This window comes from Saccharopolyspora mangrovi (assembly GCF_035320975.1).
GTDB lineage: Bacteria > Actinomycetota > Actinomycetes > Mycobacteriales > Pseudonocardiaceae > Saccharopolyspora > Saccharopolyspora mangrovi.
The window spans coordinates 130,096-142,011 of sequence record NZ_JAWLNX010000001.1 but is presented as its reverse complement, the minus strand read 5'-3'; the positions used below and the strand labels follow the sequence as shown (position 1 = coordinate 142,011).

Here is an 11,916-nt window from a genome sequence, read left to right as displayed (position 1 = left end):
CTCAGCTGGTGAGGTCGAGTGCCGGGGTGCTGGTGCTGCTGGTGCCCACGACGACCTGGCCGTGCAGGTAGGGCACGCGCAGGGCGGTGAACCCGTCGGCGCTGATCCGGGTCGCCTGGGTGGTGGCGCCGGCGAAGGTGAGCTCGGCGGGTTCGGGAACCGCGGCGTTGGCGCGGTCCCAGCTCTCCCTCGGACTGGTCCGCTTGAGCTCCTCGTGGGACTTGTCGCGGAAGCGCAGGAAGTTGTGCAGCACCTCGGTCAGCAGGCGCTCCTCGACGTCCTCACCGGACATCCGGATGCTGGTGATCACCACGACGTCCGGGAAGCGGCCGGTGCCGTAGGCCAGCCGCACGTCCCGCAGCAGCGGTCCGAGCCCGGAGGTGCCGACGACCTCGGGTTCGGTGGGCCCTTCGGCCAGCACCGCGAGCGGGTGGCCGAGCGCGAACTCGGCCTCCTCGACGGTGAGCCTGGTCTTGTGCTCGATGTGGACCAGGCGCAACGCGTCGTCGTAGCTGCGGCCGGTCGTGGCCGCGAGTTCGCGGGCCTGCTCCTCGTGGGGCGGTCGGGTCACGGGCGGTCTCCCGGGGACGTGCGGACGTTGCTCGAACGCTAGCGGCGCCCCGGGGAGGACCCAACCCTGAGATCTGACCCTGATGCCCTCGACCTGCGAAGACGGTTCGAAGTTCCGGGTCAGCAGGCGTCCATGCCGGCCGTGTTCGCCAGGCCGAAGTCGGCGAGGTGGCCGTCCTCCTTGAACGCGAAGACGTAGCGCTGGCCCGGGCGGTCCGGGATGTCGTGGGCGTAGGTGAAGTCCATCGGCGGGTACTGGTACAGGTCCGGGTAGATGGTCTTCACCTGGTCGAGGGTCTGGCCGAAGCCCGCGCCCTCGGGGGTCCGCATGTTGTCGGTGCCCTGGATCTGCACCACGCCCTGCTCGGGGTGGACGAACACGCCGTTGCCCGGGTGGCCCTGGCCCTCCTCGGGCCGGAAGTCCAGGACGTTGCAGCGCGCCGGTTCGCCCGGCGTCTCGTCGACGACCAGGCCGGTGGTCAGCGCGTCCTGTTCGGACTGGCCCAGGCAGAGCGCCTCGTAGCAGTCCGGTCCGAGCGGGACGGGTTCCGGCTCGGCGCTCGCGATCCCGCCGCCCCCGACCGTCACGGCCGCTGCCAGCACTCCCGCGATCCCCAGTGCACGTCGCATGTTCACTCCCCAGTGAGTCGGTACGTCCAACACACAGCAGACGTCCAGGACGCGCCCGGGGTTGCCGCGGCGGTGACGTGCATCTTTGTTCGAGCAGATCGTCTTTCGCCCGGTGGAGGCGGGTTTCCGCCTCAGTCGAGTTCGACGGGGACGATGCCCAGCACGCCGTAGCTGACCGCCCAGTACAGGACGTACCCGGCGAGCAGCACGAAGCCGTGCCAGCGGCGGAGGCGCCCGGTGGACAGGAAGCACGCGGCCAGCGCGGTGAGCACGACCAGCGCGGGCAGGTGCCAGCCGAGCACGCTGGAATCGACCACGAGCCCGCCGGCCAGCAGGATGATGCCGAGCTTGCCGGTCACCGAGAACACGACGCTGCCGATGACGTTGCCGACGCCGATCTCCGGAGCACCGCGCCTCGCGGGCTCGACGGTGAGGAAGATGTCCTCGATGGTCAGCACCAGCGTGGCGATGGTCGCGCCGAACAGGGTGCCTTCCAGCCCGAACTCCTCCAGGATCCCCTCGGTGCCCACGCCGGTGGCCCACGCGCCCACGATCAGGCCCAGCAGCGCGAGCACGGCGAGCGCGGCACCGGCCCAGCCGGGCAGCTCGCGCGCGGAGGAGAACGGCATCCGCTCGGCGAAGCCGGGCTCCTTCGGCACGTCCGGCGGCAGCTCCGCCACCGCCGTGCCACCGCCGTCGTGGACCGCCGCGAACGCCTCGTACAGCTCGGCGTCGCGGAACACCGGCCGCGCACCCCGGGATTCGCGCACCACGACGTAGCCGAGGAACGCCGCGAACAGCGCCAGCAGCACCACGCCGGTGAACGCGCTCATCGGCGCGAACGCCACGAACCCGACCAGCACCAGCGGTGCGCAGGCGAACAGCAGCAGGTAGTCGCGCGGGATGTTCACCTTCGTGGGGGTGAAGATCGCGGCCAGCGCCAGCACGACGCCGGGCAGCGACAGGGCGGTGCCGAACACGATGCCCAGGGCGACCCCGTCGAGGTCCTCCAGGTTGAGCGCAACGCCCAGGAAGATGTCGTCGAACTCGATACCGGTGAAGATGATGGCCAGCAAGAACAGCGAAATCCGCAGTCCTGCCGCCATTCCCACCAGGTAGCCGACCAGCTTCTCCGCGCTGTAGATCAGCAGAGCAGCCCCGGCGGCGAAGATGAGCATCGCTTGCATGACACCTCGAAACCTCGTGCGGGCGGTGCGAAGCCGAAAACACCTGGCCGAATCACCTTGGCGGCGCTGCAACCGGGTGGCAAGCCGTCGCGCGACGGCCGGTGGCCCATCCGCAACGAGCGGGTGCGCGAGGACAACCGGCGGTCACACACCGAGCAGCCGCCGCACCTGCGCCACGTGCCTGCGCGAAACCGGGATGAACTCCGGTGCGCGCGGGTCGGTGATCAGCAGCAACTCGCCCTTGCCGCCCCGTTCGAGCTCGGCGACGCGGCGCATGTTGACCAGGAACCGCCGGTGCACCCGGCAGAAGCCGTAGGGCGCGAGCGCCTGGTCGACGTGGTCGAGCCCGCGCATCGACGCCTGGATCCGGCCGCGGTCGGTGCTCAGCCACACCGTGTTGCGGTCGGCCTCGGCGTAGCGGATCTCCGCGGGCAGCAGCACGACCAGGCGGTCGTTGCGCACGCCGATGATGCGGTCCGGGGCGGAGTTGAGGCCGTGCCCGCCGCGCGGGACGTGCGGCTCGCCGTCCTCGACGCCGAACACGCAGGTGAACCCGACCAGCCGGGCGTCGGCGCGCAGCGGCCGCAGGGTGACCGGGGTGGGCGCCTCGCCGAGGGACACCGCGAGCAGCGCGGATCCCGTCCAGCCAGGGGCACCGGCGGCGCGCCCGGCGGCCCAGCGCACCACCGACGACAGCTCTGGGATGTCGGGGGAGCGGCGCTCGCCCGGCGAGATCATCGGTGTCCGGCGGGGGAGTCCGAGCAGGTCGGCGGCCTCGTCGTTGCCGATCACCGCACGTCCGCCGAGGTCCACGCCCAGCAGCGGGTTGCGCGTCCGGGGCGCCTGCTCGGCGAACCCGGAGACCAGCCGCCTGGCGTCGGTGACGGCGCGCCGGTGCAACTCCGCTTCGACGCCGGCGGCCGCGCGCTCCAGCCATCCCGTGACCTGGCCGGACAGCGGCTCGCCCCAGCGGGAGACGTCGAGCATGCCGATCGGGCTGCCGGTGACCACGTCGCGGACCGCGACGCCCGCGCAGGCCCACTCGTGGAAGCCCGCGCACCAGTGCTCGGCGCCGGTCACGGTCACCGGCCCCGCGGCTTCCAGGGCCGTGCCCAGGCCGTTGGTGCCGGTGGTGTCCTCGGCCCACGCCGAGCGGGGCGCGAGGTTGCTGGCGTCGGCGCGCCGCTGGGCTTCGGGATCGCCGTAGCAGGCGAGGATGCGGCCGCCGCCGTCGGCGACCGCGACGACGCCGCCGGAGCGCTCCACCTCCCGCCCGGCGACGGCCGCGAGCCCGCCGAGCTCGGCGAGGATGACTTCCTGCTCCAGGCAGTGCTCGACGTGCTCAGGCGCGCCGGGCGCGGTTCGCAGCCCCGGGTCGACGTCGTACTGGTCCCGGCAGCGCGTCCACGACGCCAGGATCTCCGGGCGCACGCCGCGCACGACGTCACGACCGGCGGCGAAGTCCTCCCAGGCTTGAGCGAGGGCGCCCGAACTGATCGTCACCGGTAGCCACCTGCCCATCGCGAACGAACCCCACCGTGACCCCCATCACAGGCTATCGATCTCAGCGGGGCCGCTCAACCCGTCTTCGCAGGCCACGCGGGTTGGGTGAGGGTGCCGGGGAGTGCGGGAGACTGGGGGTGTGACAGGTGGGGCGTGGTTGATGCTGGTGTACCGGGTGCCCGGTGAGCCGACGCGGTTGCGGGCCACGGTGTGGCGCCGGTTGAAGGCCGCCGGTGCGGTGTACCTGGCCAACTCCGTGGCGGTGCTGCCGGAGTCGGCGGACTCCGAGCGGACGCTGCGCAAGCTCCGGGCCGAGATCGAGGGGATGGGCGGCACCGCTCAGTTGCTGCGCGCCGAGGCGCTGGCCGGTCAGGACGAGGTCGTCGCCGCTTTCAACGCCGCCCGCGACGCCGAGTACGACGAGGTCCTGTCGCGCTGCGAGGACTTCCAGGCCGAGCTCGACAAGGAGTCCGAGGCGGGCAAGTTCACCTACGCCGAGCTGGAGGAGAACGAGGAGGACCTCGCCAAGCTCCGCCGCTGGCTGGACAAGATCCGGGTTCGCGACACCCTCGCCGCGCCGCGCGGTGCCGACGCCGTCGAGGCGGTCGAGCGCTGCGCCCGATCGCTCGACAGCTTCGCCGAGCGGGTCTACGCGGCCGAGGTGAACGGCTGAGACGTCCGTCGCAGGTGTCACCTCTACCTGCGAAATCTAACCGCGGTTACACTTCCAGCATGACGGTCGTGACCACCCTGCTGAGCGTCGCCGCGGGCCTGCTGCTGGTGTGGCTGGCGCTCGTGGTGGTCCTGCTGGTGATGTGCCCGCGCAAGGGGACGCTCGCCGAGGCGCTGCGGCTGCTCCCCGACACCCTGCGCCTGCTGCGCAGGCTGGCCGCCGACCCGACGATGCCGCGCGGGGTGCGGCTGCGGCTCGGTGCGCTGCTGGCCTACCTCGCGCTGCCGTTCGACCTCGTCCCGGACTTCGTCCCGGTGCTCGGCTACGCCGACGACGCGATCGTGGTGGTGGCGGTGCTGCGCTCGGTGGTCCGCCGGGCGGGCCCGGACGCCGTGCACCGGCACTGGCCGGGTTCCGACGAGGGGTTCGCCGCGCTGTCGCGGCTGGCCGGGTTGCCGCAACGCACGCCGGACTGAGCGAAGATTTCCCACTTTTGGAATACACCGGTGAATCGTCGGCGGCATTTCTCGAGAAATGCCGCCGAATTTCTTGCGCGGAAACCCCGAACCCGAGGAAACTCGATCTATCCGTTCGACATCGTCCTCCTTGGGGGTGCAAATCCGGTGCGGTTCGACGTGCTGGGACCTGTTCGGGTGCGGCACGGGACCGTGGAGGTGCCGGTTCCCGGTCTGCTGCGGCAGCGCTTGCTCGCCCTGCTCCTCGCGCACGCCAACACGCCCGTCTCCGCTGAATGGCTCTCGACCGCGCTGTGGGGCGGCGAACCGGAGCGGCGCGGCGGCAGCAAGCTGCACCTGCTGGTGCACCGGCTGCGAAAGACCCTCGGAGAGCCGGAACGCCTGGTCTCCGACGCGGGCGGCTACTGGTTGCAGGTCGAACCCGACGAGCTCGACGTGGAGCGCTTCGAAACGCTGCTGGACCTCGCCGAGCGCAACTTCGACCCGCAGCGGCGCACCGACATGCTCCGCCAAGCACTGCGGTTGTGGCGCGGATCCCCGTACCAGGACCTCGACCTCGCGGAGCTGGCCGGTGAGGCGCAGCGCATCGACGAACGCCGCCTGGTCGCGTTCGAACAGCTGCACGGGGCCGAACTCGACTGCGGCAGGCACGCTTTCATCATCGCCGAGCTCTCCGAGCTGGTGCGCGAGAACCCGCTGCGGGAACGCCTGCACGCGCTGCTGATGACCGCGCTGTACCGCTCCGGCCGGCAAGCCGACGCGCTGGCCGTCTACCGCCGCGCGCGCCGCACCGTCGTCGACGAGCTCGGCCTGGAACCCGGTCCCGCGCTGCGGGAGCTGGAGCAGCGCATCCTCGCCGGCGAGCACATCGAGTTCGAGCCGCCCACCGCGCGTCCGGCCACGCGCCCGGCTCAACTCCCGCACGACGTACCGGGTTTCGTCGGCCGCGACGCCGCGCTGGCCGAACTCGACCGGCTCAGCGAGAAACCCGAGGTGCCGATCGCGGTCGTCGCCGGTACCGCGGGCGTCGGCAAGTCGGCGCTGGTCACGCACTGGGCGCACGCCGCGCGGGACCGCTTCCCCGACGGGCAGCTCTACGTCGACCTGCGCGGCTACGGCCCGGACCAGCCGCTGACCACCAGCGAGGTGCTCGCCGGATTCCTGCGCTCCCTGGGCATCCCGGGCGATGCGATCCCCGCCGACGCCACCGAGCGCGCCGCCCGCTTCCGCACCGTCGTCGACCAGCGGCGGATGCTCATCGTGCTGGACAACGCCGCCGCACCGGGCCAGGTCCGGCCGCTGCTGCCCGGCACGCCCACGAGCTTCGTGGTCGTCACCAGCCGCGACTCGCTGTCCGGGCTCACCGCCCGGGACGGCGCCTACCGGCTGGTGCTCGACCGCATGGACTCCGAAGAGGCGCACGCGCTGCTCACCGACCGGCTGGGCGAGCAGGTCATGAGCGCCGAGACGTCGCGGCCGCTGATCGAGCGGTGCGCCCGGCTGCCGCTGGCGCTGCGGGTCGCCGCCGAACGCATCCACCAGAGCACCAGCCGGGACGTCGGCGAGCTGCTCGATGAGCTCACCGACGAGCAGCGGGGCCTCGACGCGCTCGACACCGGCGACGAGCACACCTCGGTGCGCGCGGTGTTCTCCTGGTCCTACCGCAACCTGCCCGACGACGCCGCGCGCCTGTTCCGGCTCTACGGGTTCACCTGCAGGCACGCCGGTCACCGCATCGGCGTCTTCGCGCTCACCGCGCTGCTCGGCGCCGACGACGTGCAGACCACCAGGCGGCTGCTGGACGTGCTGGTCCGCGCGCACCTGCTCACCGAGATCAGCTACGGGCGCTACGAGATGCACGCGCTGCTCGGCGACTACGCCGCCGAGCTCGCCGAACTCGAGCAGGACCAGCCGGCGATCGTGGCCCGGCTGCTCGGCTTCTACCTGCACACCGCCGACCAGGCGATGCGGATCCTGCAGCCCCACCGCGATCCCGATGCGGGCGGCCTGCCGCGCCCGGTGGTGATGCCGACCCTGTCGAACCAGGAATCGGCGGTGAACTGGCTGGAAACCGAGCGCCCAAACCTCATGTGCGCGGCCGAGAGCGCCGCCAAGGCGGGCATGCAGGACCTGGTCGGCGTGCTGTTCCGGATGCTGCACGGCTACCTCGCCGACGAGGACCGCTACTACGACGACGCCCGGCGCCTCGAAGCCCTCGCCTCCGGAGCGGTCCCCGACGACTGCTGAACGGGCGGTGAACAGCCCGGGAATTGGTGGCTGAGTCCGGCTGCGCGAGGGGTGGGGGTCAATACCGTTACGACCCAATTCGTTTCGCGGAGGCGGTCGTGACAGGTTTCCCGTGGCAAGAGATCCTCGCCGTCCTCGGTGTGCTGATCCCGGTCGTCGCGTTCGTGTGGGAGTTCGCGATCGTCGGGCGCAAGCGGCTCGGCTACCGGATCCAGATGGACACCACCCCGGCCGGTCTCAACACCGAGCACGCGCGGGCCTGGCAGCGGCTGGAGCGCAAGTCCGGCGAGCGGCTCAAGCACCCGTCGTTCGTGCTGGTGCGCATCGAGAACATCGGCAGCGCGCCGATCAACACCGGCGACTACGCCACGCCCGACGGCGACAACGTCGGCCTGTCGGTCAGGTTCCGGGGGCGCACGGTCGCCGGGGTGCTGGTCACCGAGCTCAGCGACGACAACCTGGAGACCTTCTTCCGCAAGGACAAGTGGCCCGACAGCAGCGACGAGCAGGAGGAGGACGGCCACAAGATCGGCATCGTCAAGCTGCCGAAGGTCAAGCTCAACCCGGACGACCACTACAAGGTCCTGGTGGTGCTGGAACGCGCGGGCAAGCAGGAGGCCGAGCTGGCCGAGCCCGAGGTCGTCGGCACCATCACCAAGGCCGGGGACGGCCGGATCTCCAAAACCCGCGGCCAGACCGGAACTCCGCGCTGGGCCGTCGTGCTGATCTGCTTCCTGCTGATGGTCGGCATGACCGAGCCGTTCATCTTCGGGCAGACCCTGGGCACCGGCGCCCCGCTGGAGTGCGCGTCGGGCACGCTGGTGGTGACCGGCTCGACCGCGTTCACGCCCGTGGTGGAGCAGGCCGCCGAGAGCTACCAGGAGTACTGCCCCGACGCGCGCATCGACACCGGCGGGATGCGCGGCAGCGTCGACGGCCTGCAACGGCTCGAAAGCGAGGCGGACCCGGAGGAGCGGGCGAGCACCGTGGTCTTCTCCGACGGCACCGCGGGCGCCGACTCGCCGGCGCTGGTTCCCCGGCCGAAGGCCTTCATGCTGTTCAGCATCATCACCAACCCCGGAACCGAGGTGCACAACCTGAGCTCGGACGACCTCCGGCGCGTGCTGCGCGGCGAGGTGCGCAACTGGGCCGACATCGGCGGCAAGGACCTGCCGGTCGTGGTGGTGGACCGCGAATCCGAATCGGGCACCCGGATGACGTTGGAGGAGCGGTTCTTCGAGTCGGCGGCGCAGCCCGGCGAGAACTCCACCGACTGCGAACGCCCGCGCGGCGACGCGCAGGGCCAGGTCCTGCGCTGCCGGCGCACCAGCACCCGCGCCATGCTCGACACCGTGGCCGGCACGCCCGGAGCCATCGGCTACAGCGAGACCTCGGCGGCCGGTGAGCGCGACGACGTCACCGAGGTCCTCATCGACGGCCAGGCCGCCGACTTCCGCGCCGCCGAGGAAGGCGCCTACCCCTACTGGCAGACCGAGTACGCCTACACCTACGGCGAACCCGCCCCGGAATCCCTGCCCGCGAAGTTCCTGCGCTTCCTCACCAACCAGGAGGGCGCCGACATCCTCCGCCACGCCGGCCACCGCCCCTGCACCGAACTCCGCGACGCGGTCCGCTGCCGGCCGTCCTGACCATCAGTCCTCGCGGCGCTGCCGGAGTCACTGCGGAAGACTGCTCGGCACAACACGTTTCAGGGTCCGCGTCGGCCGGCGACGTGCAGCCGTGGCTGTCCCGTACCGACGAGGAGCCACCAGGATCACCCCGCCGATGGGAGCCGAAACGCCTTGCGGCAGTGGCTGATCATCTCCCGCGCGGCGACGTTCGCGCCCGGACGCCAGGTGATCGCCAGCAGCGCCGGACCGGTGGCGTCGGTGATCGGCAGCGCGGTCAGCTCCGGGAACGCGGCCGCCATCGACTCGCTGAGCACCGCGACCCCGAGGCCGCGCAACGCGAGGTCGGCGATCGCCCCCGCCGCGCTGGCCTGCAACGCGATCACCGGGTCCACCCCTCGCTCGGCGCACGCCCGGTCGAACACCGCTCGCAGTCCGGTGCCGGGCGGCATGCAGATCACCGGGTGAGCCGCCAGGTCCTCCAGCGAAACGCGTCCTGACAGCTCGTGACCTGTGGGAACGGCGGCGACCAGTGGTTCGCTGAGGATCGTGAGGGAGTTCAGGTCCTCGGGTTCGGACTCGGTGCCGATCAGCGCCATGTCGAGCGCGCCGCTGCGGACGTCGGGGACGAGCCGGTCGGAGTTGTCCTCCCGCAGCGACAGCTCCACGCCCGGGTGCGCACGGTGGAACCCGGCCAGCGCGTCGAACAGCGGCGTCACCGTGCAGCCGATGACCATCCCGACGCTGAGGCTTCCGCGCAGCAGGCCGGTGATCTCGCCGACCGCCTGCCCCACGGCCCCGGCTGCGGCCAGCACGTCGCGGGCGTGCTCCAGCGCGGCCTTGCCCGCCGCGGTGAGCTCCGCCGAACGCGCCGACCGGTCGAACAGCTCCGCCCCGAGCTCCTTCTCCAGCCGCCTGATCTGCGCGCTCACCCCGGACTGGCTGATGTGCACGCGCTGCGCCGCCCGCGTGAAGTTGCGCTCCTCGGCCACGGCCACGAAGTACTCCAGCTGCCGCAAGTCCATAACTGCTGATTCTAGCTCTCATCAGAACCATCTGTTGGACTTCTGAAAGCGCGCGACGCAGGCTGGAAGCACGACCGAGAGGAGAACTCCGATGCGCGAGAAGGCCCGCGAACCCGAAGACCTGACCAGGCTGTTCGTCGAACGCAGCAACGCCGGGGACGCCGAGGGCGTCGCCGAGCTCTACGAGGAGAACGCGGTGCTGGCCTACCCGCCGGGCGAGACGACCGTCGGGCGTCAGGCCATTCGCGAACTGTGGGAGAAGGTGCTCGCCCACCGCCCGCACTTCGACCCCGAGCCGCCGCTGCCGACGCTGATCAGCGACGACATCGCCCTCACCGCGACCCCACCCCAGGACGGCACGGGCGCTCGCGCCCAGGTCGCGCGCAGGCAAGCCGACGGCAGCTGGCTCCGCCTCCTCGATCAACCCGAATTCCGCCCAGCGCCCTGAGACCTGACATGCTCCGGGGATGCGATGGCGGGTGGCGGGACGCCTGGTGGCCGGGGCGGTCGTGCTGGGGCTGCTGGCGTTCGGGTTCCGAGAACTGGTGAGCGCCCGCGGGTTCCAGCTCTTCGGGGACCTGACCGAGCGGGTTGAGACCTCGGAGAAGGTCGTCGCGCTGACCTTCGACGACGGGCCGCACCCGGCAAGCACCGCCGAGGTGCTGGACGTGCTGCGGGAGAAGCGCGTGCCGGGCACCTTCTTCCTGATCGGGCGAGATCTGGCCGCCCACCCGGAGCTGGGGCGGCGGATCGCCGGCGAAGGGCACGAGATCGGGAATCACACCTACTCGCACGAGCGGATGGTGTTCGTGACTCCCGGTTTCGTCGCCGGGGAGATCGAGCGGACCGACTCGCTGATCCGGGCCACCGGCTTCCGGGGCGAGATCACCGTCCGGCCGCCCCACGGCAAGAAGTTCCTCGCCCTGCCGCACTACCTGGCCGAACACCACCGCAGGACGATCACGTGGGACGTCGAGCCGAACAGCTCGGCCGCGGTCGACGCCGACCCGGCCCGCATCGTCGAGCACGTGGTGCGCCACGTCCGGCCCGGATCGATCGTCCTGCTGCACCCCCACTACCCGAGCGGGCGGAACAGCCGCGACTCGCTCGGCCCGATGATCGACCGGCTCCGGGACCAGGGCTACCGGTTCACCACCGTTTCCGGCCTCGGCTGAGCCGCGATCCGCCGCGGCCGACGAGCGAGCACCACGATCAGCACGATCAGCTCGAACAACGGCGCCGGGAAGCCCACCGCGAGCCCCAGCGCGATGTCCGCGACCGGCGCGAACACCGCTGCGGCGAACACCCGGTCGGACGCGGCGGGGATCTTCCGGACGGATGCCCACGGAGTCCGCCGCCACGGCTTTGCCACCGACAACCACGCTTGGAACGCGATGGCCGAAGCCATCAGGGCCGTGCCCACCAGCTGCAGGACCGGAGGGGTCGGGCGACCTGCCTCGGCGGAGACCACGGACGCCTGCAACGCGGCGGACAGGATGAAGATCCCGGCGTAGAGCTGCGCAACGGTGATCCCGAACTTCACCAGCACCCACCAGTTGCGGAAGAACCCCCACGGTGTTGCCGCGGCCAGCACGAACCCGGTGAACGCCGCCGCGTTGGCCGCCGGCGCCAGCAACGTCGTGTCCACCACGTGGGCCATCGTCGTCGCCGACACCCGGACCCCGGCCTGCGCGCTTCCGAAACTCACCGACAGCAGGGTGAACAGCACCAACGCCTGCGCCATCCACCCCACGGACGTCACGACGTGCAACCACACCAGGGCCTGCCGCCACCGCTGAGAACTCGCCATGCGACCACGATGCGACCCGGCCCCACCACCCGGATCCGGGAAATCCCGGGCCCCAACCCTGGTCGCGCCGCAGGGGAAGGACTTCAATATGGAAATCAGACCCCCGATTTCCATTGAAATCAGAAACCCGATCTCAGCGGAAATCCGGTCAGGGACCCGGCGTCGTG

At 71.3% G+C, this 11,916-nt stretch carries 12 protein-coding genes; 6 read left to right on the top strand and 6 right to left on the bottom strand.

Features of this window, described 5'->3' with window-relative positions:
* Window position 1: 1 nt before the first annotated feature.
* From R4I43_RS00725 to R4I43_RS00710, 4 genes are all read right to left on the bottom strand, one after another.
* Window positions 2–571, bottom strand: coding sequence for a hypothetical protein (locus R4I43_RS00725; RefSeq protein ID WP_324263507.1), 570 nt, complete (start codon window positions 569–571; stop codon window positions 2–4).
* Between the two features lie 119 nt (window positions 572–690).
* On the bottom strand, window positions 691–1,200 hold the full coding sequence (locus tag R4I43_RS00720) for a hypothetical protein (RefSeq protein WP_324263506.1): 510 nt from the start codon (window positions 1,198–1,200) through the stop codon (window positions 691–693).
* 131 nt (window positions 1,201–1,331) lie between these two features.
* Complete coding sequence (locus tag R4I43_RS00715) at window positions 1,332–2,387, bottom strand: sodium:calcium antiporter (protein ID WP_324263505.1); 1,056 nt, start codon at window positions 2,385–2,387, stop codon at window positions 1,332–1,334.
* Window positions 2,388–2,531: 144 nt separating this feature from the next.
* Window positions 2,532–3,890: a DNA-binding protein gene (locus R4I43_RS00710; RefSeq protein WP_324263504.1), complete on the bottom strand. Its 1,359-nt coding sequence runs from the start codon at window positions 3,888–3,890 to the stop codon at window positions 2,532–2,534.
* 139 nt (window positions 3,891–4,029) lie between these two features.
* On the opposite strand from R4I43_RS00710, the gene R4I43_RS00705 reads away from it, so the two are divergent.
* The 4 genes from R4I43_RS00705 (at window position 4,030) to R4I43_RS00690 (ending at window position 8,935) form a co-directional block, all read left to right on the top strand.
* On the top strand, window positions 4,030–4,563 hold the full coding sequence (locus R4I43_RS00705; RefSeq protein WP_324263503.1) for a Chromate resistance protein ChrB: 534 nt from the start codon (window positions 4,030–4,032) through the stop codon (window positions 4,561–4,563).
* Between the two features lie 59 nt (window positions 4,564–4,622).
* Window positions 4,623–5,039: a YkvA family protein gene (locus tag R4I43_RS00700; RefSeq protein WP_324263502.1), complete on the top strand. Its 417-nt coding sequence runs from the start codon at window positions 4,623–4,625 to the stop codon at window positions 5,037–5,039.
* 147 nt (window positions 5,040–5,186) lie between these two features.
* Window positions 5,187–7,286 carry an AfsR/SARP family transcriptional regulator gene (locus tag R4I43_RS00695; RefSeq protein WP_324263501.1) on the top strand — a complete coding sequence of 700 codons (2,100 nt, stop codon included), beginning with the start codon at window positions 5,187–5,189 and terminating at the stop codon, window positions 7,284–7,286.
* Between the two features lie 98 nt (window positions 7,287–7,384).
* A complete protein-coding gene (locus R4I43_RS00690; protein WP_324263500.1) occupies window positions 7,385–8,935 on the top strand; it encodes a PstS family phosphate ABC transporter substrate-binding protein in 1,551 nt (516 codons plus the stop codon).
* Between the two features lie 125 nt (window positions 8,936–9,060).
* Here R4I43_RS00690 and R4I43_RS00685 read toward each other — a convergent pair whose 3' ends face one another.
* Entirely contained in the window at window positions 9,061–9,939 is an 879-nt protein-coding gene (locus R4I43_RS00685; RefSeq protein ID WP_324263499.1) for a LysR family transcriptional regulator, read from the bottom strand.
* Window positions 9,940–10,030: 91 nt separating this feature from the next.
* Here R4I43_RS00685 and R4I43_RS00680 point away from each other — a divergent pair, with 91 nt between their 5' ends.
* Complete coding sequence (locus tag R4I43_RS00680) at window positions 10,031–10,387, top strand: YybH family protein (protein WP_324263498.1); 357 nt, start codon at window positions 10,031–10,033, stop codon at window positions 10,385–10,387.
* Between the two features lie 19 nt (window positions 10,388–10,406).
* Complete coding sequence (locus R4I43_RS00675) at window positions 10,407–11,114, top strand: polysaccharide deacetylase family protein (RefSeq protein WP_324263497.1); 708 nt, start codon at window positions 10,407–10,409, stop codon at window positions 11,112–11,114.
* On the opposite strand, the gene R4I43_RS00670 is transcribed toward R4I43_RS00675, so the two are convergent.
* Window positions 11,081–11,749, bottom strand: a complete 669-nt coding sequence (locus R4I43_RS00670) for a hypothetical protein (protein ID WP_324263496.1) — start codon at window positions 11,747–11,749, stop codon at window positions 11,081–11,083. The genes R4I43_RS00675 and R4I43_RS00670 overlap by 34 nt on opposite strands.
* Window positions 11,750–11,916: the final 167 nt, after the last annotated feature.